23 protein-coding genes are annotated in these 24,844 nt (G+C 59.7%); 12 read left to right on the top strand and 11 right to left on the bottom strand.

What is annotated here, in order from left to right; genetic code table 11:
- Positions 1–30: 30 nt before the first annotated feature.
- Together AB4P96_RS21070 and AB4P96_RS21065 are read right to left on the bottom strand one after the other, a co-directional pair.
- Positions 31–1,653 (bottom strand): MFS transporter, encoded by a 1,623-nt coding sequence (locus tag AB4P96_RS21070; protein WP_017135018.1) that lies wholly within the window; start codon positions 1,651–1,653, stop codon positions 31–33.
- A 65-nt stretch (positions 1,654–1,718) separates the two neighbouring features.
- Positions 1,719–3,365, bottom strand: coding sequence for a GMC family oxidoreductase (locus AB4P96_RS21065; RefSeq protein ID WP_395600039.1), 1,647 nt, complete (start codon positions 3,363–3,365; stop codon positions 1,719–1,721).
- Positions 3,366–3,580: 215 nt separating this feature from the next.
- Here AB4P96_RS21065 and AB4P96_RS21060 point away from each other — a divergent pair, with 215 nt between their 5' ends.
- Positions 3,581–4,474 carry a LysR family transcriptional regulator gene (locus tag AB4P96_RS21060; protein WP_065911353.1) on the top strand — a complete coding sequence of 298 codons (894 nt, stop codon included), beginning with the start codon at positions 3,581–3,583 and terminating at the stop codon, positions 4,472–4,474.
- Between the two features lie 135 nt (positions 4,475–4,609).
- Here the strand turns inward: AB4P96_RS21060 and AB4P96_RS21055 are convergent, their stop codons facing one another.
- From AB4P96_RS21055 to AB4P96_RS21040, 4 genes are all read right to left on the bottom strand, one after another.
- Positions 4,610–6,469 (bottom strand): DUF3857 domain-containing transglutaminase family protein, encoded by a 1,860-nt coding sequence (locus AB4P96_RS21055; protein WP_099547841.1) that lies wholly within the window; start codon positions 6,467–6,469, stop codon positions 4,610–4,612.
- Between the two features lie 165 nt (positions 6,470–6,634).
- Positions 6,635–7,735 carry a DNA alkylation repair protein gene (locus AB4P96_RS21050; protein WP_395600038.1) on the bottom strand — a complete coding sequence of 367 codons (1,101 nt, stop codon included), beginning with the start codon at positions 7,733–7,735 and terminating at the stop codon, positions 6,635–6,637.
- A 14-nt stretch (positions 7,736–7,749) separates the two neighbouring features.
- The gene (locus AB4P96_RS21045; RefSeq protein ID WP_395600037.1) at positions 7,750–9,096 is read right to left on the bottom strand and encodes a glutamine synthetase family protein; all 1,347 of its coding nucleotides are present in this window, start codon (positions 9,094–9,096) and stop codon (positions 7,750–7,752) included.
- A gap of 11 nt (positions 9,097–9,107) precedes the next feature.
- Positions 9,108–9,665: a helix-turn-helix domain-containing protein gene (locus tag AB4P96_RS21040; protein WP_017135024.1), complete on the bottom strand. Its 558-nt coding sequence runs from the start codon at positions 9,663–9,665 to the stop codon at positions 9,108–9,110.
- A gap of 268 nt (positions 9,666–9,933) precedes the next feature.
- Here AB4P96_RS21040 and AB4P96_RS21035 point away from each other — a divergent pair, with 268 nt between their 5' ends.
- Entirely contained in the window at positions 9,934–10,428 is a 495-nt protein-coding gene (locus AB4P96_RS21035) for an REP-associated tyrosine transposase (protein ID WP_395600036.1), read from the top strand.
- Between the two features lie 119 nt (positions 10,429–10,547).
- Positions 10,548–10,856, top strand: coding sequence for an RcnB family protein (locus AB4P96_RS21030; protein ID WP_017138987.1), 309 nt, complete (start codon positions 10,548–10,550; stop codon positions 10,854–10,856).
- Positions 10,857–10,975: 119 nt separating this feature from the next.
- Here the strand turns inward: AB4P96_RS21030 and AB4P96_RS21025 are convergent, their stop codons facing one another.
- The 3 genes from AB4P96_RS21025 to AB4P96_RS21015 all read right to left on the bottom strand — a co-directional run bounded on the left by AB4P96_RS21025 (position 10,976) and on the right by AB4P96_RS21015 (position 13,143).
- A complete protein-coding gene (locus AB4P96_RS21025) occupies positions 10,976–11,248 on the bottom strand; it encodes a DUF1652 domain-containing protein (RefSeq protein WP_017138988.1) in 273 nt (90 codons plus the stop codon).
- Positions 11,249–11,262: 14 nt separating this feature from the next.
- Positions 11,263–11,514, bottom strand: a complete 252-nt coding sequence (locus tag AB4P96_RS21020) for a CsbD family protein (protein WP_064451786.1) — start codon at positions 11,512–11,514, stop codon at positions 11,263–11,265.
- A gap of 132 nt (positions 11,515–11,646) precedes the next feature.
- Positions 11,647–13,143 (bottom strand): PAS domain S-box protein, encoded by a 1,497-nt coding sequence (locus AB4P96_RS21015; RefSeq protein ID WP_017138990.1) that lies wholly within the window; start codon positions 13,141–13,143, stop codon positions 11,647–11,649.
- 171 nt (positions 13,144–13,314) lie between these two features.
- Between AB4P96_RS21015 and AB4P96_RS21010 the strand changes: the two genes are divergently transcribed.
- From AB4P96_RS21010 to AB4P96_RS20975, 8 genes are all read left to right on the top strand, one after another.
- Entirely contained in the window at positions 13,315–14,283 is a 969-nt protein-coding gene (locus tag AB4P96_RS21010) for a hypothetical protein (RefSeq protein ID WP_395600035.1), read from the top strand.
- Positions 14,284–14,406: 123 nt separating this feature from the next.
- Positions 14,407–15,027, top strand: coding sequence for a hypothetical protein (locus AB4P96_RS21005; protein ID WP_017138992.1), 621 nt, complete (start codon positions 14,407–14,409; stop codon positions 15,025–15,027).
- A gap of 94 nt (positions 15,028–15,121) precedes the next feature.
- Positions 15,122–15,466 carry an FKBP-type peptidyl-prolyl cis-trans isomerase gene (locus tag AB4P96_RS21000; protein ID WP_170038739.1) on the top strand — a complete coding sequence of 115 codons (345 nt, stop codon included), beginning with the start codon at positions 15,122–15,124 and terminating at the stop codon, positions 15,464–15,466.
- A gap of 13 nt (positions 15,467–15,479) precedes the next feature.
- Positions 15,480–16,061 carry a GNAT family N-acetyltransferase gene (locus AB4P96_RS20995; protein WP_395600034.1) on the top strand — a complete coding sequence of 194 codons (582 nt, stop codon included), beginning with the start codon at positions 15,480–15,482 and terminating at the stop codon, positions 16,059–16,061.
- Between the two features lie 574 nt (positions 16,062–16,635).
- Positions 16,636–17,352, top strand: coding sequence for an MgtC/SapB family protein (locus AB4P96_RS20990; RefSeq protein ID WP_099547668.1), 717 nt, complete (start codon positions 16,636–16,638; stop codon positions 17,350–17,352).
- Positions 17,353–17,614: 262 nt separating this feature from the next.
- On the top strand, positions 17,615–18,259 hold the full coding sequence (locus tag AB4P96_RS20985) for a response regulator transcription factor (protein WP_026013841.1): 645 nt from the start codon (positions 17,615–17,617) through the stop codon (positions 18,257–18,259).
- Between the two features lie 6 nt (positions 18,260–18,265).
- Positions 18,266–21,892 (top strand): transporter substrate-binding domain-containing protein, encoded by a 3,627-nt coding sequence (locus AB4P96_RS20980; RefSeq protein WP_099547669.1) that lies wholly within the window; start codon positions 18,266–18,268, stop codon positions 21,890–21,892.
- A 134-nt stretch (positions 21,893–22,026) separates the two neighbouring features.
- Positions 22,027–22,449 carry a hypothetical protein gene (locus tag AB4P96_RS20975; RefSeq protein WP_017138999.1) on the top strand — a complete coding sequence of 141 codons (423 nt, stop codon included), beginning with the start codon at positions 22,027–22,029 and terminating at the stop codon, positions 22,447–22,449.
- Here AB4P96_RS20975 and dkgB read toward each other — a convergent pair.
- Entirely contained in the window at positions 22,446–23,264 is an 819-nt protein-coding gene (dkgB, locus tag AB4P96_RS20970) for a 2,5-didehydrogluconate reductase DkgB (RefSeq protein ID WP_395600033.1), read from the bottom strand. The genes AB4P96_RS20975 and dkgB overlap by 4 nt on opposite strands.
- Positions 23,265–23,539: 275 nt before the next feature.
- On the opposite strand from dkgB, the gene AB4P96_RS20965 reads away from it, so the two are divergent.
- On the top strand, positions 23,540–23,935 hold the full coding sequence (locus tag AB4P96_RS20965) for a carboxymuconolactone decarboxylase family protein (protein WP_017139001.1): 396 nt from the start codon (positions 23,540–23,542) through the stop codon (positions 23,933–23,935).
- A gap of 9 nt (positions 23,936–23,944) precedes the next feature.
- Here AB4P96_RS20965 and AB4P96_RS20960 read toward each other — a convergent pair whose 3' ends face one another.
- On the bottom strand, positions 23,945–24,772 hold the full coding sequence (locus tag AB4P96_RS20960) for a hypothetical protein (RefSeq protein WP_236447009.1): 828 nt from the start codon (positions 24,770–24,772) through the stop codon (positions 23,945–23,947).
- Between the last annotated feature and the right edge of the window lie 72 nt (positions 24,773–24,844).

Genomic DNA, 24,844 nt, shown 5'->3' with positions numbered 1-24,844 from the left:
CTCCCACAGGGGGCTTCAGCGTTTTGAAGATCAGTTGTTATTGATATCCACGTTCTTGGTTTCTTTCAGGCAGAACAACCCCACAATCAAGCTCACGCCGGTTACCACCACCGGGTACCACAAGCCGTAGAAGATATCGCCGGTGTACACCACCAAGGCAAACGACACGGTCGGCAGGAACCCGCCAAACCAGCCGTTACCGATGTGGTAGGGCAGCGACATCGAGGTGTAGCGGATGCGCGTCGGGAACAGTTCCACCATCAGTGCTGCCAACGGGCCGTAGCACATGGCGGCGATCAGGATCAGCACCACGATCAGCACCACCACCATCACTTTGTTGACCTGGGCCACATCCGCCGAAGTCGGGTAGCCGGCCAGGGTTACCGCGCCGCGCAGGGCCGCTTCATCGTAACCGTCGATACGCACATCACCCACGCTCACCTGTACCGGGCTGCCGGCTGGCGCGGCGGCGCTGCTGTATGGCAGACCTTGCTTGACCAGGAAGGTCTTGACCTTGTCACACGGGCTGTCAAAACGCGCCTTGCCCACCGGGTCGAACTGGAAGGTGCAGGTGGCCGGGTCGGCCAATACGGTAATCGGCGCCTGGTGGCTGGCCTGGTCCATCGCCGGGTTGGTGTAATGCGCCAGCCCTTTGAAGATCGGAAAGTACAGTGCGGTGGCCAACAGCAAGCCGAGCATCAGCACCGGTTTGCGCCCAACCTTGTCCGACAGCCAGCCGAACAGGATGAAGAACGGCGCGCCGATCACTACGCTGATAATCAACAGCATATTGGCCAGGGCCGGGTCCATCTTCAGGAACTGCGTGAGGAAGAACAGCACATAGAACTGCGCCGCATAGAAGGTCACTGCCTGCCCGCCGTTGATGCTGAACAGCGCAATCAGCACCACCTTGAGGTTTTCCCATTTACCGAAGGATTCGCGGATCGGCGACTTGCTGGCCTTGCCTTCCTCTTTCATCTTCAGGAATGCCGGCGACTCATGCAGGCTCATGCGGATCCAGGTGGAAATGCCCAGCAGCACAATCGAGAACAGGAACGGAATGCGCCAGCCCCACACCTCGAACTGGTCGCCGGTGAAGTAACGGCAAGCCAGTACCACCAGCAGCGACAGCAGCAAGCCAAGGGTGGCTGTGGATTGAATCCAGCTGGTGTGCAGGCCGCGTTTGCCGGCCGGTGCGTGCTCGGCCACATAGGTGGCTGCGCCGCCATATTCACCGCCTAACGCCAGGCCTTGCAGCATGCGCAGCACGATCAGAATGATCGGCGCCGCAATGCCGATGCTGGCATAGGTCGGCAATAGCCCGACACAGAAGGTCGCGACACCCATCAGGATGATGGTGACCAAAAACGTGTACTTGCGCCCGATCATGTCGCCCAGGCGGCCGAACACCAACGCGCCGAACGGCCGCACCACAAAGCCTGCGGCAAAGGCCATCAAGGCGAAGATGAACGCCGTGGTGTCGTTGACCCCGGCAAAAAATTGCTTGCTGATCACCGCCGCCAGGGCGCCGTAGAGGAAAAAGTCGTACCACTCGAACACCGTCCCTAAAGACGAGGCGAAGATGACTTTCCTTGATTCGCTGCCGGTGCTCGCCTTGACGGCCGAGCCCAGGGGTTGAGCATGTTCTGACATCGGGTATCCCTCACAGTGATTATTTATTGTTGTTCCACTGTCGGCGCCGGGTGCGGCGCCGCTATTCAGATTGCATGAACCGTTTCTCTCTGCGGGGCGAGACTCCTTGTGTTCGGCGAAAGCATCAGCTGCGCTGCCTTTTCCGCAATCATCAGTGTAGGTGAGCAGGTGTTGCCGGATGTAATGCGTGGCATCACCGAGGCATCGGCAATACGCAGGCCCGGCACGCCATGTACGCGCAGTTGCGCATCGACCACTGCATCTTGGTCATCGCCCATGCGGCAAGTGCCCACCGGGTGGAAAATCGTCGTGCCGATACGCGCGGCGGCTTCATGCAGTTGTTCTTCGGTTTGCAGCGCGTCGCCCGGCAGGTATTCCACCGGCTTGAACTGGCTCAAGGCCGGTGCGGCGACGATGCGGCGGGTCAGGCGGATCGCGTCGGCGGCCACGCGCAAATCTTCGGGATGGCTGAGGTAGTTGGGCCGTATCAGGGGTGCATCCGCCGGGTTGGCGGAGCGAATATCAATGCGGCCACGGCTTTGCGGGCGCAGGTCGCACACCGACGCGGTGAATGCCGGGAAGGCATGCAACGGCTCGCCAAAACGCTCCAGTGACAGCGGCTGCACGTGGTATTCAAGATTGGCCGTAGTCTGTTCCGGGCCGGAGCGGGCGAAGGCGCCAAGCTGGCTGGGCGCCATGGACAACGGGCCGCTGCGGTCATACAGGTAGCGCAGGCCCATGCCCATTTTGCCCAACAGGGTGCCGGCGATCTGGTTCAAGGTGCGTGCGTTTTCCAGCTTGTAGATCAGCCGCAGTTGCAGGTGATCCTGCAGGTTGCCACCGACACCCGGCAGTTCATGCAGCACGTTGATGCCCAATGGCTTGAGCACAGTGGACGGGCCAATCCCTGAGCGTTGCAGGATGCCCGGCGAGCCGACAGAACCGGCGCACAGGACGATTTCCTTGCGTGCCTTCCAGCTCTGTTGTTGCCCATGTTGACGCCCGACCACGGCCGAAGCACGACCGTTTTCCAGCACTACACGGTCGACTTCCACTTCGGTCAGCACGGTGAGGTTGGGGCGCTGGCGGATCGGCTTGAGAAACGCCTTTGCCGCGTTCCAGCGCACCCCGGCCTTTTGGTTGACCTGGAAGTAGCCGCAGCCTTCATTGTCGCCCTGGTTGAAATCGCTGATCGGCGCGATACCACTCTGCGCCGCCGCATCGCGAAAGGCATCGAGGATCGGCCAGTGCAGGCGCTGTTGCTCCACGCGCCATTCACCGCCGTCGCTGTGAAATTCCGAGCCGCCGGCAAAATGGTTTTCGCTCTGTTTGAACAGTGGCAGCACGTCTTTCCAGGCCCAGCCGGGGTTGCCTGCGGCGGCCCAGCCGTCGTAATCCTGGGCTTGGCCGCGCATATAGATCATGCCGTTGATGGACGAGCAGCCGCCCAGCACTTTGCCGCGTGGGTAACTCAGTGCACGGCCTTGCAGGCCTTCCTGGGCTTCGGTCTTGAAGCACCAGTCGGTGCGTGGGTTGCCGATGCAGAACAGGTAACCGACGGGGATGTGGATCCAGGGGTAATTGTCGCGGCCACCGGCTTCGAGCAGCAGCACGCGGTGGGCGGGGTTGGCGGACAATCGATTAGCCAGCAGGCAGCCTGCGGGGCCGGCGCCTACGACGATGTAATCGTATTCAGCAGTTGCAATGGGCATCTGAGGTCTCGCTTGTTTTTCTTATTGGGCCCATCCTAGTTGTTAGTTTTCGTCTTAAAAATGTTAGTTTTTACCCAGCTGCTGTGCGTTTTTAAACAGCGGCACTTAAACCTCGAAGCAACGTTATGCCTGTGGCGAGCGAGCTTGCCACAGTAAGCGCCAGCCACAGGTGCCGGGCCAGGCATTAGAAGGTACATTTGTCCAAGGGAGGCGACATGTTCGACTGGAATGACCTGCGGTTTTTTCTTGAGTTGCAACGCAGCGGCCGCCTGCTCACCGCTGCACAGCGCCTGAAAACCACGCACGCTACCGTGGCCCGGCATATCGAGGCCATCGAGAAAAGCCTCGGCACCGCGCTGTTCGTGCAGCATGCCCAGGGTTACGAACTGACGCCTTCCGGTGAAGCCCTGCTCAAGCACGCCGAGGCCATGGAAAACGTCGCGTTGCTGGCCGAAGACGAACTCACCCATTCCGCTGCGCCGCTGGGCAAGATCCGCCTTGGCGTGGCTGAGGGGTTGGGCGTGATGTTCCTCGCCAGCCGCATGGGCGGGCTGTTCGAGCGTTATCCGGGGCTGGAAGTGGAACTGGTGGCGGTGCCGCGCTTTGTGAGCATTCTCAACCGCGAAGCGGAAATCAGCATCCACCTCGAACGCCCCAGCGTCGACCAACTCGTCACGCGCAAACTCACCGACTACCGCCTGGCGCTCTACGCCAGCCGCGCCTACCTTGCGCGCAATCCGCCGATTGAAAAACGTGAAGACCTCGCCGCCCATGCATGGATCGATTACGTGGATGACCTGCTGTTCAGCCAGGAACTCAAGTTCCTCAGCAGCTTTTGCCGCAACCCCAAAGTGGTGTTCCACAGCACCAGCGTGATTGCTCAACACCAGGCGGCGCGTTCGGGATTGGGCATTGCGGTGCTGCCGTGCTTTATGGCTGCTGGCGACCCGGACCTGGTGCCTTTGCTGCCGGCAGAAAGCATCCAGCGCAGCTACTGGATCAGCTCGCGCCGGGAGCTGCACAAGTCAGTGCGGTTGCGGGTGTTGTGGGATTATGTGGTGGAGTTGTGTGCGCGGGAGCAGGGGTTGCTGTTAGGCGAAACCCACTGAAGAAACCGGATAAAAAAATGTGGGAGCTGGCTTGCCTGCGATGAGTCCCTGTCAGTCAACTTATTTGTTGAATGACACACTGCAATCGCAGGCAAGCCAGCTCCCACATTGGGTTTGTGTTGTGTCAGTGAGGGGTCAGAGCTTCACCACCTGATGCACCTGCTCAGCACACGCCCGCGCCTCGTCAATCATCTTGCCAAACGCTTCACTGGCGACTTCTGCATGGGTCAGCCAGCGTATCTTCTGGCTCAGGCGATAGTGATACTGCAGGCCGTCATCCGTGCGCTTGCCATCCAAATCCAGGTCATACCAGGGCGAGCGCACCTGGCAGCCGGGGATGGCTTTTTCCATCTGCCCACCGGTCAGCGTGAAACGGTAGTCGTAGGTTTCGGGGTTGCCCAGGTAAAGGTCGGCTTGTTGATCATGGCGACGGTAGTTGATGAAACCATCCCAACGGCCTTTGAGTGACTCGTCGGTGTAGACGTAGTCGTTCGCGAGCTTTTCCAGCGCGCGCTGGTCGTTCATGCTGGCGTTGACGGTGTAGCCGTCGTGCACCACGAAGGCGGTGGGTTGGCGGGTGATTTTACAGTCGCTGATTTCGTTGCCAAAGTTGCCGCAGATGTTCTGGTCGGTGGCGGTGGTGCCTTGCTGGCGGTCGGCGACGCTCATTTGCATCAGCGGCAGGCGGCTGAAGGTGATGGTGGCCTGGGTGGCGCCATTGCCTTGCTTGTCGAAGTGCACTTTTTTGTCCAGGCGCAGGGTGGTTTCCGGGCGTTCCAGCGGGATCTGTTCTTCGCGTACCTGGCCCTGAGCATCATTGACCAGCACCCAGCGGTCTTGAATGTCGGGCATGGTCTGGCCGGGTGCGAACACCGGATTGGTCGGGTCGAGCCACCAGACCTGGCCATCGACTTCGGCACGCACGATGGCGTGGTTCGCTGCATTGGTGCCGGGGATCAACAATGAGAACGCCACGTCGCCACGGCTGACCCAGGCGGTTTCGGCCTTGATGCCGCTGGCCTTGAGCATTGCGGTCAGCAGGATCGCCAGGTCTTTGCAGTCGCCATAACCATGCTGCTCGATTTCCGCCAGGTTGAACGGCACATAGCCGCGCTCGGTGGCGCGCCAGTCGCCCAGGTAGCGGTAGTGATCGTTGATGTGCTGCATCAGCGCTTCGACCTGTTGTGCCGGCGCCAGGTTGCGTGCGGCAGCTACGGCTGCGGCCGCTTGCGCCGGCAGGTTGGCGCCGAGGATCTGGTTGTAACGCTGGGCGAAATCACCGAAATACGCCTGGCGCTCCAGGGCGCTGCCCACTTCCAGGCGCGGGATGCGTTGCAGCGCGGCGCTGGAGGATTCGTTGATGTAATTGAGATAGGTCGGTTTTTTTTGCACCACGTCCAGGGTTTTGCCGTTGGCAGATGCCGTTACTTTGAAACCGTCGAACAACTCACTGCGCCACTGGATCGGGCGCTCGGCGGTAAAGCGCGCCTTGACGTGGTCGCGCCGGAATGTGCTGGGGCCAAACATGATTGCGTAGTGAAACTGGGTCACCAACGGTTTGGCGGCGCGACGTTCGCGCACGGTGTAGCGAATTTGCGTGCCTACGCGCAGGTTTGGGAAGGCCAGCGAGGTTTGCTTGTAGCGGCTGAAGCCTTGGTCCGGGTTGGGCGCGGTGCGCGTGTCGATTTGCGCGGCGTCCAGCGCGACCGGCTTGGCGCCTGGTTGGGTGGATTGCGCGCTGATCACTTCAAAGGTGTCGCCTTCGGAGTAATCGAAGTCGATGCGCGAGAGCATTTCGCGGCCGTTGGGCTTGAGGATGGTGTAGTGCTGGGTTGTAGTGCAGTCGGTGCTGGCGTCGCGGTTGAAGTGGCAGTGCAGCTCGGTGTCGCTGGCCAGCGGGGCTTCGGCCATGGGTTGCAGGGCGGCACTGACACCGTGGGAAACCAGCCCCAGGCTCAGGGCAAGCAAGGGGCTGTGAAACGAAAAACGATACAAACGGTGCGAACGGTACATTGGCGCCTCGGGTGACACAGTGGAACAACTACCCGATGGGTAGTGAGAAGGCGCCGGATGATAATGGATCGCAACAAAAAAAGCCAGGATTGTCTGACAATTAATGTGTCTGAAAGGCCCGTTCTAGAGCCTTTTGGTTGATTTTTGTCAGGGTTTTAGCAGTTCAAATTCGGCACTGGCGAGCTTTTCGCCGTTCACCAGCACATGCACCCAGTGCTTGCCTGCGTAATGCTTGCGCGTGGTCAACTCACGAATATGTTGTTCGCGGCGGATGCTCTGATGTTCGCCCGCGCCCAGGGTAAAGGCCTTGAGCTTGAACACTTTCTGCGCGCTATGGCCGGCACTTTTTACGTAGTCGATGGCGTAGTCGACCACCAGCTTCTGCGCGGCGGTGGCGGTGGATTCCAGACTGAACGACAGGTTGATCCGCTCGCCCAGGTTGATCACCGCCGGTGTGACTTTCAGGTGGTGAATGTTTACCTCGGCCTTGGCGCCGGCGCCCATGATCGTGAGTGCGCGGGTATTGCCTTGCTTGATCAGGCTGCGCAAGGCGTGCCGGGCGATCCAGGCCGTGTGCGGGTTGTCCAGGTTCCAGCCTTCGATCAGGCTGAGCACCCAGTCCGGGTGGTCCTTGGTGATGTCGTTGAGGTGGTTGGCCACCGACTTGCGCACATACAGGCTGCTGTCGGCCTTGAGGTTATCCAGGATCGAGGCGCACAGCTGCGGGTTGGCCTGCACCTGGGCCAAGCGAAAGGACCACGGCAGGCGAGGGCGCGAGCCTTCACTGGCGAGGCGACGCACGTGTTCGTTGGCGTCCAGCGACCACTGCTGCATCACGGCCAGGGTACGCTCGAAGTCGTTCAACAAGAACGGGCGAATGGCGAACTCGGCCGAGCCAAACACGGTGAAGTATTTGAGCGCGGCCATGGAGCGCTTGAAGTCACTTTGCCCGTAACTGGCCACGTAGTGCGGCAGAAACAGGCACACAAATGAACTGTTCAGTCGCGGAGCCAGCGCATGCAGCAGCTTGAGGGTTTGCGCGTAATCCAGTGGGATTACCGCATGCAGGCTCTCACTGACCCGCGCCATGCGCTGCATCACCGACAACTCGGCCAGCCCGGCTTTGGCGTGCTTTAGAAACCCTTTTGCATCAAAGGCCGGGTACACCGCTGTCATTTCACTGGCGATGTGTTGCAGGCGTTCAACGTTGAAGATTTCCTTGAGGGCCGGGGCGCTTTGGTCGGTCATCGGTGATTCCATGGCTAGAGAAACCAGCGGTATTCCCGCGCGTTGATCTCTTGTTGAAAGGCCAAGTGGTCCTGGCGTTTGTTTTCGCAGTACACGTCGATAAATTCGGCGCCCAGCTTATCGCGCAATACCGCTTGATGCTGCATGGCGCGTACGGCATCGAGCATTTCCAGGGGGAAGTCGGCGCCGCTGTTACGGTCCTCATTCAGCGGGGCGATGGGTTCTTGCCTGGCTTCAAGGCCATGCTCCAACCCTGCCAGGATCGCTGCCAGCACCAGGTAGGGGTTGGCATCGGCACTGGCCAGGCGGTGTTCGATGCGCAGGTTGCGCGGGTCTGAATCGGGAATACGCACGCACGCGTCGCGGTCTTCAAAGCCCCAGCTGGCACGCGTTGCCGCGTTCACGGTGCCACCCAAGCGGCGGAAGGCGTTGTGGTTGGGCGAGAAAATCGGCATGCAGTGCGGCAACAATTCCAGGCAACCGGCCACCGCGTGGCGCAGCGGTTGCTGCTGGTGCGCCGCGAGTAAATTATTGCCCGCGCCGTCATACAGGCTGACATGCACATGCATGCCGCTGCCGGGAAATTGCAGGTAAGGCTTGGCCATAAAGCTGGCGCGGTAGCCATGCTTGAGTGCCACGCCACGCGTGCTGCGGCAGAACAGCGCGGCCCAGTCGGCGGCGCGCAGGCCGTCGTCGCAGTGGCCGAAGTTGATCTCGAACTGGCCAGGGCCGAGTTCGGCGGTGATCACCGTGATGTCGATGCCTTGGGCCTGGGCGGTTTGCGCCATGTCGTCGAGCACTTCGCTGAAGCGCGACAACCGCTCGATGTGCAGGTTGGGCTGGTCGTCAGCGTCATCACTCAGCGGGTCGCGGGCGAATTGCGGCAGGCCGTCGTCGAGCTTTTTATCGAACAGGTAAAACTCCAGCTCAAACGCCACCACCGGGTGAATGCCCTTGTGCTGCAGGCGCTCCAGCACCTTGGCCAGGACTTCACGTGGTTCAAACTCGATGGGCGCTTCAGTGCCATCCGAGGTGATCAGCATCTGCCCCAGCGGTTGCGCTTCCCAGCTCACCGGCTTGAGCGTGCCCGGCACCAGGCGGCGATTGGCATCCGGGTCGCCGTCGTGGAAGCAATAGTCACCAATTTTGAACAGCCCGCCCTGGGCGCCCAGCAGCACGGCATTTTGCGGCAGCTTCAGCGGGCTGCCGGCGGCGACTTTTTCGAGCATCTCCACCGGGTAGCGCTTGCCGTAGAAATGGCCGGGAATGTCCAGGGCGATCAGGTCGACGTAACGCACCTCGGGGTGGTTCTGGCGAAAGGTCCGTACTTCGGCCAGCAACGTGGAGGATTGGCTTTTCACGGGTGTTGCTCCTAGTTGTAAACCCACAATACGCGGGCGGGCAGATCAGTCAGGTTGGCGTAGCGGCAATGGGCAAAACTGGCCAGGTGGAAGCTGTCGCCTTGGCCGAGGGTGACCGAATCGGCTTCACCTTCCACCCATAGCGTCAACTCGCCCTCCAGTACAAAACCGGCCTGTTCGGCGCGGTCGCTCATGGTGTGCTCGCCACTGTTGGCGCCGGGCGCCAACAGGCTGTCGAGCATCGAAAAGGCGCCGTGCATGCTTGGCGAAACCAGAATGTCGGTGATGCCATTGGCGTAATACACCGTGCGCCGCTCGTTGGGGCGTGTGACCCAGTCGACGGCCTTGGGTTTGGGCAGGCTGTAGAAGTAGGTGGTGGGCACATCCAGGGCGTGGCTGATGGCAGTCAGGTCGGCCACAGTAGGGCGTGACAGGCCGCGTTCGACTTGAGACAAAAAGCCCACCGAGCGCTCGATTTTTTGCGCGAGTTGGGCGAGGGTGAGTTTCTTGTGCTTGCGCAGATCGTGGATGAGCACAGCCAGGGCGTCGAGTTCTTGTTGTTGGTTCATGAAATTTATGTCGAGAAATTTCATGAAAAATTACACGGATTATTTCACGGTGGCAATGGGTGTGGCATAGCTTTTGTGGCGAGGGAGCTTGCTCCCGCTGGGCAGCGAAGCGGCCCCAATCGACCCACAGCGTTGGTTCAGGTGTTACTCGGCCAGCCTTTTTAGGGCCGCTGCGCAGCCCAACGGGAGCAAGCTCCCTCGCCACAGTGGGGGGGACATATTGGGAAACTGAATTGAACGGAGGTATTGCAGTGGCTTGCTAGGGTAAATGGATCATTCATTCATTCAATCGCAGAGCAAAGGATTGCTTCAGAAACCCAATTCTCACCTATTGCGACGTGGCCGTTATTCAGAGGCGGGTCGGGCTTACTTGGTAACTGCTGTGGTTTATCAGCGCCGCCCGGTGTTTGCCAATTTTCGCTTGGGGCGGTTGTTGGTGGCAGAGTTCAAACAGGCTCATGACCTTGAGATGGTTAACTCTTTGGCTTGGGTCATCATGCCAGACCATTTCCGTTGGCTATTTGAACTCAGAGCCGCATCGTTGCCGCAAGTGATGAAAAGGGTGAAGTCGCGCAGCACATTGACCATCAATCGAGCCTGTCATGCACGGGGCGCGTTCTGGCAGTGCGGGTACCATGATCGCGCAGCGCGCGCTGAGGAGGATCTTATAAAGATCGCACGCTACATAATTGGCAACCCATTGCGCGCTGGGTTGGCTGAACATATCGGCGATTATCCGCTCTGGGACGCAGCCTGGTTATAGACCCGGCGCCCTTGTGGCGAGGGAGCAAGCTCCCTTGCCACAAGAAGGGTGCAAACTTGAATGATTCCATGCGCCTGCGGTCGGAACCTGGGTACGCATCATTCATTGAAGGAGCACCCATGAAGTCCAAGACCCTAGCCGCTTGCCTGCTGCTCACCGCTGGCCTGTCCACCGTCAGCTTTGTCGTGCAGGCCGGTGATACACCCCAGGAAACCGTGCAGCCTTCCAGCATCAATACGCGGGATCTGAAAGAAGGTGATCGCGCCCCGGATATCCTGATGCGCAAGGAATCGGCGGTCAGCGACTGGAAAAAACGCGGCCTCAAGCAGCCTGAGGCAGACAGCCAATGGGCGCGGGTGGGTGATAAGTTTGTGCTGCTCAAAACCACCAACGGCACCATTCTTGAGATCACCCCCGTCAAGCGGTGATCGGTCTGTTTTCCTCGCTCTTGCGTTAAGGTAACCGGCCACACCGGTCGTGTTACCTCACCCATCACTTCGGCCTCGGCGTCACCCAGGTCGACCTGGATATCAGCCTGCCTTCATTTTCATTGGGCCGTCGTTGAAGGCAGATCATCCAGTGTGAGCTTGCCGACGTTGTTGCTTTGCAGTTCGTAGCGCAACTCTTCAACCATCTTGGCCACTTCTTGCGCGGTTTGCAGCCGGTTGGTGCTGATGCCTGTCACCACCAGATCAACACGGCCGGTTTCGGCGTCGTAGACCTTGAGGGTCAGGGACGCGTCCCGGCACAGGGTGAACTCGCAGGTCAGCGGTGACAAACCTTCTTCGATGCAGTTGCGCAGTTGAGAGAGGGTAAACATGGGCCTCGGCCTCCTCAACGACGACGCAGCAACAGGCCCACAAGCAGGCCGATACCGGCGACGACAGCCACGGTAGCCAGGGGTTTGTTTTTGGCAAAATCACTGACAGTGTCCAGCGCGTCGCCGTACGTTTGCTGCAGTTGACCTGCGGCCTGACGCGCCACACCTTCAGCCTGCAATTGTTCATCGCCGGTGAGGTCGCCGATAAAACCCTGGGCCTTGCCGGCAACCTTCTCTACGGCGCCTTTGACTTGTTCGCTTTTCATCGTGCTTTCCTTGGAAGAGATCAAACCATTACGGCACGGGACCAAAGGCCCTGTGCCCACCCTTCAAGGTTAAGCAGCGTACGCCAGCGCAATAAGGCGAATTTGCACTGGTCGCACTAGTGCATTTGCACTCTATGGTTTGCTTTTGACGCGCAGTTCGCCGGCAAACAAGCCGCGCTCCCTGGCCCATACAATGGCCGCGCTGCGGCTGTGCACACCGAGTTTGGAGTACACCGTGGCCACATGATTACGCACCGTGTTGGGCGCAAGCTTCAGGCGCGAGGCAATTTCCTTGTCGGCCAGGCCTTCGCAGATCAAACCCAGCACATCACGCTCACGGGCGGTAAGGTCGGTGAAGGCTACGTTCGGCAGGTTGGGGCTGTTGACGCTCTTGGCGTTGGCCAGTTTCTCGATCAGGGTCTGGCTGAACCAGGAGGCGTCTTGCATCACCTCCTCAATGGCCGCCACCAGCTCCAGCTCCGAGCGTTTGCGTTCGGTGATGTTCATCAGCACCAACAGGTAGCAGGGCACGTCCTCGATAATCACTGTGTCGGCGGAGACCACGCAGTCGATCACCTCGTTGCCTTTCTTGCGCACCTTGAGGTCCTGGCCTTCGAGGTTGCCGGCTTTTTCCAGGGTGGCGAACAACTGCGCTCCAGCAGGGGCGCTGTCGATGAAGTTGATGTCCTCAACGTTCTTGCCGATCAGCTCTTCGCTGATGTAACCGGTGATGTTCATGAACGCTTCGTTGATGTCCACCACTTGCCGGTTGGCGGCGTTGCACACCAGGGTCGGCACCGGCGTGAGGCGAAAGGATTTGGCGAACCGTTCTTCGCTCTGGCGCAGGGCGATTTCTGCCTTGCGCCTTGGCTCCAGGTCGGTAAAGGAAAACAGCATGCAGTCTTCCTCGTTCATGTCCAACGGCTGGCCGGCGACAATCACCAGTTTGCTGCCGCCTTCGGGCAGGCGCAGTTCAGCCTGCATCTGCGGGATGGTCGCACCTTCGCTCAGGCGCTGAATGGCCAGGTCCTTGCGATCGGCGTGTTCCAGTACATCCAGTTCATAGACGGATTTGCCGATGACCTGATCGCGGTTGTAACCGGTCATCTCCAGGAAACCCTGGTTAACCTTGATGTAGCGCAGGTCGCTGAGGCGGCAGATCACCGCGGGTGCCGGGTTGGCGTTGAAGGTTTTTTCGAAGCGCTGCTCGGCGCTGGCCCATTCGGTGGCGTCGCTGAGGATCAGCACCAGCAGTTCCGGTTCACCGTGGGCGTCCGTCAGCACCAGGCTGCGCAAGCGATGCACCCAACTGCGGTCCTCGTCGTCAACGGGGGTGACTTCCACCACCACATCGCTGAATTCTTCACCGGCTGCGATTCGGCTGAGCGGGTAGCTGTCCAGCGGCAAGGGGTGGTTGTTGCGATAGCGCAAGGCAAAGCGCTTGGCGTATTGCTCGGTATTGGCGCCGAGCTGCTCGACCTCACTGACCCCGTGCATGGCCAGCGCGGCTTCGTTGGCCCACAGAATGGTCTGGTCGACTTCGGCCAGGATCACACCGTCCGATAACCCGGAGATGATCTGCTGTAATTGGCGGCGGTTGGTTTCTTTGGCAAGAACGTCCTGGGTCATGGTCTCTCCGGGGATGGGCGCATGAAGGGTACGACACCCAGGCATCAGGATAGTGCACACAACGTGCCCGTTGCGGGGTGCGAATGCACCAGATGCTCTGGTGCATTTGAGCGGGGACGACCGGCAGCGGTCTCGCCAGACTGATACGGTCAACCACTCAAAGGATTAATCATGACAACTGTCTATGAAACCAACCGTTCACCGTTTCGCGTGTCCTGGAGCTCTGTGCTCGCCGGTAGTGCAATTGCCCTGGTGACCTACCTGGTACTCAGCGTGCTGGGCACGGCCATCGGCGCCAGTGCCGTCAACCCGATGGAAGCGGGCAACCCCCTGAGCGGCTTCGGCACCGGCGCCGGGATCTGGCTGTTTGTCTCCACCCTGGTGGCTGTCGGCCTCGGCGCCTTTGTGGCCGGGCGCACTGCACCGGACCGTGGCGGCTTGCACGGCGTATTGACCTGGACCTTCACCACCTTGCTCACCACCTGGCTGCTGGCTGGCCTGGCCGCCAGCGTGGTCGGCACCGCCGGTAACGTAGTAGGCAAAGGCTTGTCCGCCGCCGGCAGTGGTATCGCCGCTGCTGCGCCTGGGATCGGCAACAGCATCAAGCAGCAGTTGAACGAGCAGGGTATCCAACTGGACTGGAACAGCCTGCAAGGCCAACTCGACACCTTGCTCAAGCAAAGCGGCAAGCCTGAGCTGGACCCTGCCAACGTCGAGCAGAAAACCGACCAGGCCGCCGCCGACGGCAAGCAATCGGCCAAGGACGCCGCGACCAACCCTGCCCAGGCCGGTGATGAGTTGAAGCAGTGGTTCGAACGCGTCAAAGCCTCCGGCGAGCCTGCGTTGAATGCTGCGGACAAAGACGCGCTGGTCAACATCGTGGCCGCCCGTACCGGCAAGAGCAAAGCCGAAGCCACGCAGATCGTCGAGAACTATGCCCAGGCTTATCAGCAAGCCATGCAGAAGGTCGATGAGCTGAAACAGCAAGCCGAACAGAAAGCCCGTGAAGCCGGTGAAGTAGCGGCTAAGCAGCTGTCCCGCGCTGCATGGAGCACCTTGGCCATGTTGCTGCTGGGTGCAGCCTTGAGCTTCTTTGTGGGTCGTACCGCGCTGACCACGCGTCGCGTGCCGTTGGCTTAAGCTGAGCATGTGCGGCATGGATGCCGCCTGTGGAAGCTGGTTATGGAGTGAACTCGCTACCCCCTGCGCTCGAATGAATGCGTAAAATACCGGCTTTTTACGTGTATCACGCAAAGGTGCCCCTTGAGCGCAGGCAAAGCTGTCGGACTGTTATTACTCACCTCCCTGTTGGCGGCGTGCGGTACTTCGCCGCCACGCACGCCAAACGACATCTGCGGCATCTTCCGTGAAAAAGATGACTGGTACGACGCCGCCAAGGTCACGCAAAAGCGCTGGGGCGTGCCGATCCAGGTGCCGTTCGCGATCATGTATCAAGAGTCGGGCTTCCGCCAGGATGCCAAGACACCACGCAAATACCTGCTATGGATCATCCCCTGGGGGCGCGTGTCCACCGCCGAAGGCTATTCCCAGGCCAAGGATGAAGTGTGGAACGACTACCGCAAGAGCACCGGCCGCAGCGGTGCGAGCCGTCAGGATTTCGATGACTCCATCGACTTTGTGGGGTGGTACATGGACAAGACCTACACCATCAACGGCGTGTACAAATACGACGCCTACGGCCAATACCTGAACTACCACGAAGGCTGGGGCGGCTATCGCCAGCGTACCTATGCGGCCAAAGCCTGGCTGCCGCCGGTGGCGAGCAAGGTGCAGGCGCGCTCGCAGATGTACGCGGCGCAATATGCGCGCTGTAAGGATGATTTGGGCCGGGGTTTCTGGAGCCGGTTCTGGCATTGGCTGTAAGGAACGATCGGCATAAGGGTGTGGCGAGGGCGCACTTGCCAAGCTCATTTTATTCTGGGAAAACCCCAGTCTTAACTCATCCAACGAGAGCCCCATGAGCAACGATGAACTCCAGATCACCGACACCCGCCTGGGCACCGGCAAAGCCGTGGTCAAGGGGGCGCTGATCACCACCCAATACACCGGCACCCTCGAAGACGGCACCGTGTTCGATTCGTCCTGGGAGCGCGGCAAGCCGTTCCAGTGCGTGATCGGCACCGGGCGCGTAATCAAGGGCTGGGACCAGGGCTTGATGGGCATGCAGGTGGGTGGCGTGCGCACACTGTTTGTGCCGGCGCACCTGGCCTATGGCGAGCGTTCGATGGGCGCGCATATCACGCCCAACAGCAATCTGTGCTTTGAAATCGAGTTGCTGGAAGTGCTGACGCGCGACGATTGAAGGGGAAGTAAACATGGAGGTTGATTGCGCACTCGAAGGTATTCGAGTGGTTGAACTGCACGACGGCGACGCGGCCGAACTGCAGTGTTTTTTTGACCAGGCACCCGAATATTTCATCGCGGTCAATGGTGAACCGGCCACACCGACCGAAGCGCACGAAGAGTTACAGGGTCAGTTGCCGGCAGGTTGGCGTTGCAGCCGGATGTACTGGCTGGGTTATCGCGATATGCAGGACCAACTGGCCGCCGTCGTGAACATCGCGGCCGACTTGCTGGCCGTCGGCGTGTGGCATATCGGTTTGCTGCTGGTGCATACGCGCCTGCATGGCACCGGGTTCGCGCGACAATTGCATGCCGATCTTGAAGCGTGGGCGGTGAGCAACGGTGCCCAGTGGCTGCGGTTGACGGTGGTGGTCGGCAATACCAAGGCCGAGCGCTTCTGGCCCAAGCTTGGGTATGTGCAGGTGCGCACGCGTGAAGGCATCAGGATGGGACGGCAGGTCAACAGGGTGTCTATTCAGGTCAAGCCGCTGGCAGGTGGGCAGATGGACGAGTACTTGAAACGGGTTGAGCGGGATCGGCCCGATATGCCGTAATAGCGGACGTGCACACTCCTTGTGGGAGCTGGCTTGCCTGCGATGACGCAGTGTCAGGCAATAAACCTCCAGCAGACAGACCGCCATCGCAGGCAAGCCAGCTCCCACAGTTGATCTTCGGCGTGACCCAAAAAACAGTTGCTGAACTCACCCTGAACAATCCACCTAAACCCCTATGGTAAATTCTCCTACGGTTTACTCCCTCGAAAACGCGGCGTAAACTCCGCGCGTTTTCATCAATAGCGGAGACCCTCAGTGGGTACTTGTTCGAGCGACAGTCGTCGGCCGGTTTCGGTTACTGGCACATACTTGGCAAGGTAACGCGCATTTTTCCTGATGCCGTTGTCTCGCCTCAAAAAGCGAGAAGCGGCATTCCGGCAGCGGCCAGTCCTGGCACCTGCCTGCATCCCTCTCATCGACGCTGACCAGCACCTCAAATCACTTGGGATGCTACGGACGCGCCTGCCTTTTACGGCGGGCGGGCCAAGCTGACTGTGCCTTTAAACGGGGACGGTGCAGTCGGTCGTACCTGCACTAAGGTTTCTGGCATGCGCAGCAGTCATGGAGAATTTTTATGCAGGCAATCAACAACATCAACCTCAACTCGTTGGTCGATACCGTGGTCAGCCTTACCGCGGCGTTTATCCTCGGTGGCTTGATCGGTTTCGAACGCCAGTACCGCCAGCGCACGGCGGGCTTGCGCACTAATGTGCTGGTGGCAGTGGGCGCGGCGATCTTCGTCGACATGGCCAACCGCCTGGGTGGCGCGGAAGGCGCGGTGCGGGTGGTTGCGTACGTGGTCTCGGGCATCGGCTTTTTGGGCGCTGGCGTGATCATGCGTGAGGAAGGCAACGTGCGTGGGCTCAACACTGCTGCGACGTTGTGGGCTTCGGCAGCGGTGGGGGCGTGTGCGGGGGCTGACCTGATCCTCGAAGCACTGCTGGGCACGCTATTTGTGCTGGCGGCCAACACCTTGCTGCGGCCGATCGTCAATAACATCAACCGTCAGCCTTTGGACGTGGTGTCGGCGGAGGTCACCAACATCCTCTATGTCATCGCCCGGCGCAGCCAGCAGCAGGCAGTGATGGTGCTGCTGGAGGCCGAACTGGCGCGGTGCAACTACCCGGCCAGCGACGTCGATGTGCGGCCGTTCGGCAGCGAAGAAGTGGAGATCGAGGCCACCCTGGCCGCGACCTCGGTAGACGGCGACGAACTGGACGCGCTGGTGGCGCGAATTTCCACCTCGACACTGGTGGTGCAAGCGTTCTGGAGCCCGAGTACCACTGACTGACACGCGCTCAACGGCTACTTTTGCGAAGAAAAATCCTACATCTGATTGGGATTGCCCCTTCGGTCAATACGTCATTTCGTTGTTAAGGTTGCGCACTTGCAGCTAGCCGGTGGTCACGGTTTGGCTATACGTGCTCGATGTGACTTCGATAGAAGCGGACCACCTGAGTGACGGCAGTACCGCTGGTCGAAACTGTCATTTCTCACAGGTAGTGGTGTCCCGTGTGATGTGTAAGGGTACTTATTCTTTTCAGGGTAGTGATATGAGCAAAGCGCTAAGTAGTGGGACCGTGTTAGTTGTGGACGATCATCCGTTTATACGGGCAACCGTCAAGCATTTGCTCAAGTGCGAAGGCTTCACTGACATCGAGGAAGCCGGTACGGGGGCGGACGCGCTTCAGAAGGTTAGAGAGAAGCGTCCAGTCTTGATTATTCTCGACCTGGCCATTCCAAAACTGGGTGGGCTGGAGGTGATCAGCCGGGTCAAGGCGCTGGGTGTGCCGTGCAAAATTCTGGTACTGACGTCGTATCTGCCGGAGTTTTTTTCCACGCGGTGCATGCGTGCCGGCGCCATGGGGTTTGTCGCCAAGACCGGAGAGCTGGAGGAGCTGCAAAAAGCCATTAAGGCGGTGATGTCCAACTACAACTGCTTCCCCAGTCTGCCGAGCAGTTCGGTGCGTCGTGATGATTTGCAGACCACCGAGCACGAGCTGGTGCACTCGCTTTCAGACCGCGAGCTGGCAGTGCTGAGGATGTTGGCGTTGGGCTTTACCAACAACAAAATTGCTGCAGATATGCTGCTGAGCCACAAGACCATCAGCACCTACAAGACCCGGCTCAAGGAGAAGCTGCGGATGACGTCTGTGGTGCACATGGCCAAGTTTGCCCAGCGTAATCATCTGATCTGAATCGACATGATCCTTGCCCAGGTCCGACGGTTGATCATGCTGGTGTTGATGAGCCTGCTGCCGTTGCTCGCTGCGGCCCTTGATGAGCCCCACACCTTGCGGTTGCTGGGGCATTCCAGCCTCGACGAGAATGGCCCGCCCGTGGTGCTGGGGGACGCTGACTGGCACTGGCTGCGTGAGCGCCGCACGCTGTGGATGGGGGTTTCCGCGCCCGATTACGGGCCTTTCGAACTGACCAACAATAACGATGAACTGGAAGGCGTCACCGCCGACTATGCCAAGTTGCTTGCCCAGGCGCTCAACGTCAGCGTTGAAGTGCGCCGCTATGACACCCGTGATGAAGTGATTGAGGCGCTCAAGCAGGGCTCTATCGATTTCTTGGGGTCGGCCAACGGGTTTGAAGCGGGGGACCCGCAACTCGTCCTTTCGCGCTCCTATGCCAATGATCAGCCCATCCTGGTCACCCGTACCGGAGACACCCAGTCCCTGAGTGTCGACCTGGCCGGCAAGCGTGTGGCGATGCTTTATCACTATATGCCGCCCGATGTGGTCGAGGCGTTTTACCCCAAGGCCCATGTGGAACTGTTTGCGTCGGTCTTCGAAGCCATCGGCGCCGTGGCTTTTGGCCGTGCCGATGTCTACCTCGGAGACGCCATCACCGCCCACTACCAGATCAACCGCAACCACCTCAACAATGTACAGCTGGCGGACTTTTCCACTTTGGAGTCCAACGCCTTTGCGTTCGCGCTGGCCCGGGACAATATTCGCTTGCTGCGCATCATCAACAGCGCGCTGAGGTCGATTCCGGCTAACCAGCAGCTGGATATTTTGCGCCGTTGGAGTGCTGGCAATCTTGGTGTTCTGGGGACCGAGCGCCTGCGCTTAAGCACCAGCGAGCAACGCTGGCTGGAAAAACACCCACGGGTGAGGGTGGTAGCGTCCGACCAGATGTTGCCGTTGGCATCCTTCACGGCACAAGGGCAATCAGAGGGCTTGAGTGCAGACGTTCTATCCCGGATCAGCTTGCGCACCGGCTTGAAGTTCGATGTGGTCCCGGGCGGCTCAATGCCTCAGCAAATAGAGGCGGTCCGTTCCGGCCGGGCGGACATGATGGCGGTGGTCACGCCCAGCCTCGAAGGCTCTGACCAGGTGCGTTTTACGCGGCCCTACTTGACCAATCCACTGGTGCTGGTCACCCGTACCGACACGCCTGGCACCATGACACTGGAAAATATGCTGGGTAAACGCCTGGTAATACCCAGCGGCAATGCGCTGCGTGACGTCATCAATCGCGACTATCCCGGTATCCAGTTTGTGGAGGCGAAAAATCCTACGGATGCCATGGCTCTGGTGGCCAATGGCAGCGCCGAGGGTGCCGTCAGTTCACTGATCTATGCGCGTTACCTGATCGCCTTTGAGTACCGCGATCGCTTGCACGTGACCAGCACCGTCGGCTCTGAACCTGTGCGTATGACGTTCGGGGTCAACCGGGGGCAGTTGGAGCTGTACTCGATACTGGACAAGGCGTTGCTGAGCATCCCGCCTCAGGAAATGGATGAACTGATCAGCCAATGGCGCACCGATGTCATCATCGAAGATCATTGGCTACGCCATCGCCGCACGATTATCCAAGGGTTCGGCCTGGCGGCGGTATTGCTGCTGATCACCCTGGGATGGGCGATTTACCTGCGCAGCCTGATACGCAAGCGCGCTCAGGCCGAACGCGCGTTAAGTGACCAGATGCGCTTTATGGGCGTGCTGATCGACGGTACGCCCCACCCGATCTACGTGCGTGATCGCCAGGGTCGGCTGATGGCCTGCAACAGTGCCTACCTGGACGTGTTTGGCTTCAAGCTTGAAGCGGTGATCGGCAAGACGGTGATCGAGACCGACACCGGCAACCCGCCGCAGGCCCAGTCGTTCCATGAGGACTATCTGCGGTTGATGGAGCGGGGCGAACCGCAGATTCATGATCGGGTGCTCAGGTTGCCTGCGGGCAAGGTGTTGACCATTTACCACTGGATGCTGCCGTACCGTGATGGCGACGAAAATGTCGTGGGCATGATTGCCGGTTGGGTCGATGTGAGCGAGCGCCAGCGGCTGCTGGGCCAGTTGCAGGAAGCCAAGGAGGACGCTGACGCCGCCAACCGTGCCAAGACCACGTTCCTGGCGACCATGAGCCACGAAATTCGCACCCCCATGAACGCGGTGATCGGCATGATCGAGCTGGCGTTGGCCAACGCTGAACAAGGGCGTGCCGACCGTGACGCCCTGGAAGTCGCTTCGGTGGCCTCCCACGGCATGCTGGACCTGATCGGCGACATTTTGGATATTGCCCGAATTGAGTCCGGCCATTTGTCTTTGTCCCTTGAACCGGCCAACCTGCATGAGCTATTGAAGTCGGTGGCGCGGGTATTCGAAGGGTTGGCGCGCGCGAAAGGCCTGGCGCTGCAAGTAGAGCTTGATCCGCAGATGGATTGCGCGGTGTTGATCGACCCGTTGCGATTCAAGCAGGTGGTGTCCAACCTGCTGAGCAATGCCATCAAGTTTACCGACCACGGCCGGGTGCGCTTGGGCGGCCGCTGTGGGTTGGCATCGGACCCCGGCCAATTGAACCTCACCTTGTGGGTAGAAGACACCGGCATAGGCATCAGTGCCGAGGACCAGCAGCGGCTGTTCAACCCGTTTATCCAGGGCAGCAATACCGAGCAGTCGGCGCGCAGCGGCTCGGGCCTGGGGTTGGTGATCAGCCGCACGCTATGCGAAATGATGGCGGGGAAACTGCAGTTGAGCAGTACGCTGGGGCAGGGGACACGGGTGGACGTAGCACTCACGTTGGCCACCACAGCAGCAATAGCGGCCGAGGTTTCGGCTACGCCGGAACCTACCCGTCCCGTGCGTGTTTTGGACATTCTGGTGGTGGATGACTACCCGGCCAATCGCCTGCTGCTGGCCCGGCAGCTGAGCTTTCTGGGGCATCGCATCAGCACCGCCGAAGACGGCGTCCAGGGCTTGGAACGCTGGCAAACCCAGCGGCCGGATGTGGTAATCACCGATTGCAACATGCCCCTCAAGGATGGCTATGCCTTGGCGCGTGAAATCCGTGCGCAAGAGCGTGAGCATGGCTTGCCCGCCTGCCTGCTGCTGGGGTTTACCGCCAATGCCCAGCCGGAAGAAACCGAGCGCTGCCGGCAGGCGGGCATGGATGGTTGCCTGTTCAAGCCTGCCGGGCTTGAGGACTTGCGCTCTGCGCTGAGCGTCTATGCGCTCGGCCCTGAGTCACCCGACGCTGGTCCAGGGTTTGATTTAAAGGCTTTGAAGGTCGTCACGGGAGACGATCACGCCGCGCTCAATGAGCTTTTGAGCGCCTTGCTCGACAGTTTGGAGGCAGACCGCGCGATGCTGGCGTTGCTGGCACGTCAGCATAGTTTTAGTGGGCTGCATGACCTCGCACACCGCGTCAAAGGTGGGGCGCGAATGGTCAAGGCCGAGCCATTGATAGCCAGTTGCGAAATGCTGGAGGCGGTGTGTGAGCGACAGGAGCGCAGCACATTGGGCGCGGCTGTTGCAACAATTGACACGGCAATTGCTGATTTGCACCAGCGCATGGGTGACTATTGCAAGCAGGCCTGACTGCAGTTGAGGGGCATTCGGTGAATTTGGGAGAACTCCTACATGAAGGGGGAACATGCCTGATTTTGTCTTCGGTATATGTCTGGAGAATGGGGCACGCTCACTGACGAGCGCTGCCAGCCCAGGGGTTCGCCATGCCGAACAAAGCACTGACCATCCTGATTGCCGATGAACAACACCTGCAACGACTGTACATAGAAAAAATGCTCAATCAGTTGGGTTACCACCGCATTGTGCCGGTGCAAACCTACCAGGAAGTCCAGATACTCACCGCGATCCCTGCCGAGCCCTTCGACGTATTGATCATTAATGCGGGGCTGGCGCTGCAGGCTTGCGGGCCGCAGCCTCAGGTGCGGCATGTGCTGCTCTATGACCATCAGGAACTGGGCGAACCGGCTGATACTCAGCCTGCGGTGCTGGTGCGGTTGCCGGGTGTGCCGGACAGCGTCAACCTCGAACACTTCATGGACATCATCGACCCACCCGCAGCCACGGCGGGCCTGCGGGTGTTGCCATGGCTGCGGGAATTATCGCGCAAACCGCTGGCCGGGGTTTAGTCCCACTTCGGCGCAATGCCTTTGGGGCTGGTTAAACGGTGGCCACGCTCCAGGGTTGCAATCTGCGCCATGTCGGCAGCGCTCAAGGTCAGGTGCAGGGCCTTGAGATTGCTTTGCAGGTTGGCGCGTTTGGTCGACGACGGGATCACCGCGTAACCCAACTGCATGGCCCAGGCCAGCGTGACCTGCGCCGGTGTGGCTTGATGGCGCTCGGCGATCTGCTGGATCACCGGGTCTTTGAGCACTTCGCCATAGGCCAGGGTCATGTACGATGTGATCTGGATACCCTGGGCGGTGGCAAAATCCACAACCTTCTGGTTTTGCAGGTAGGGGTGCAACTCGATCTGGTTGGTGGCGATGTTCTCGGCACCCACCGCAGCGATTGCCTGCTTCATCAGGTCAATGGTGAAGTTGGAAATGCCGATCTGGCGTGTCAGTCCCAAGCGCTTGGCTTCCAGCAACTGGCCCATGAATTCGGCGACCGGCACCTGGTCTTCCGGCGATGGCCAGTGGATCAGCGTCAGGTCGAGATAATCGGTTTTGAGTTTGCGCAGGCTTTCGCGCAGGCTCGCAATCAACTGGCCTTCGGCGAAATTGGCGATCCAGATCTTGCTGGTGATAAACAGCTCATCACGCGCTACGCCGCTGTCGGCAATGGCTTGGCCGACATCGGCTTCGTTCTCGTAGATCTGCGCAGTGTCGATGACGCGGTAGCCCAGTTCCAGGCCGGTGCTCACCGAGTCGATCACCACCTGGCCTTGCAGGCGGAAGGTGCCGAGGCCGAAGGCGGGGACGTTTGGGGTTGGGGTAGACATCAGTAACTCCAGAAGGGGTGTGAACAATGGAGTCGAGTATCCGCCCGTCGTTCACTCGGAAAAACCGCCCATTGCGAAAAGGACTCTTAACCACAAGTCACGAATGCCCGCGGCCTTGTCAGGGTGAGCAGGCTGTGCCCAGCACGCTGATTCACAACAGCACGGGTTCGCATGACCGCTGGTCAACTTTGTCACCCGATGCTTACCGGCTTCACTTGCCAGCCATGGGTGTGGCGCGGTATTCCAGAATGCTTTATGCCAGCCTTGGAAAGACCATGACCCAACACCTCACCGAATACTCCGACGCCAGCCCTGAAGTGCGTGCGGTTTACGACGACATCATGCAAACACGCAAGGTCGACCAGGTGAACAACTTCTGGAAATGCCTGGCCGCCCACCCGCCGACGTTGCGCCGCACCTGGGAAAGCCTCAAGGAAATCATGGCACCGGGAGCTCTCGACCCGCTGACCAAGGAGTTGCTGTATGTGGCGGTCAGCGTGACCAACAATTGCCCGTATTGCATCGCCTCCCACACCGCCGCCGCACGCAAGGCCGGCATGACAGACGAGATGTTTGGCGAATTGCAGGCCGTGGTCGGCATGGCCAACGAGACCAACCGCCTGGCTACCGGCTACCGTGTACCAGTGGACGATATGTTCAAGTGGCCGTGATACCCAGCTTCATGCGCAGATGCGCGAGGCTTCTGCCGGGCGCGCAGGGCGGTGGTGATAGAACTGCCCCTGCTGCGCCTTTCGGCTTCTGCGGGACTGGGAACGGATCCATGTGGTGAAGTCAAAACGAGTGGCCGACACGACGTTTTCCTGAACCAGCAGGATCGGCCTGGGGCGGTTTATAGGGGCGTGGTGAGTGTGGAGCGTGACCTCCAATGTGTCCTTGTCCCGGTACCCGCTGAGTATGGGCACCAGGCTGAACCCCTGACCAATGCCTTCGGACTCCGTGGGGGTGCCTGCGAATACTACAATCCCGACATAGACCTTCCTGTCGCTCAAACTGAACATGCACGGCACACACTTGACGATGGACTCTCTCAATAAAAGCTTGAATGGCGTGCCCTCAAGAATACCCAGCGAAAGCACGTGGTAGAGCTGCGTGTCGGTTTCCAGCTTCAGCATTTTCTTCTTCGCGCGTACATATAGCCTTGCCCAGAAAAAAGGAATCGCCAGAGTGGTCATGCCCGCCTGCAACATGAAAACCCATAGCGTGCAGTTTTTCTCATTGGCAATGTCGAGTTGTACCAATAGCGTACCCAGTTTTTGGCTGTAGTCCGCCGCAACTTCATGCCCGGCGATAAAGGCTGCTTGTTTTGATAACGTCAGCAGGGCAGCACTCAAAAACGTGGCAACGATTAGGCAGAGCATTCCGAGCCTTGCTACCTGCAGGTAAAGCAACTGTCCCTGGAATCGGTGCAATCGCAAGTAGAAAAACGGGTGCCTGAGGCAGACCAGATAGCCACTGACCAGTAACGGCACAATGATCAGCAGGCCCATGAGTCGTCTGACTCCATTTTTTGCACTTGGCGCAGAGCGTCCCTGTAACCCTCTGACGCGATAACCTCATCG

The sequence above is a fragment of the Pseudomonas sp. B19125 genome (assembly GCF_044218855.1).
GTDB lineage: Bacteria > Pseudomonadota > Gammaproteobacteria > Pseudomonadales > Pseudomonadaceae > Aquipseudomonas > Aquipseudomonas edaphica.
Note: the sequence above shows the minus strand (reverse complement) of the source record. Positions and strands in the feature narration are given on the sequence as shown.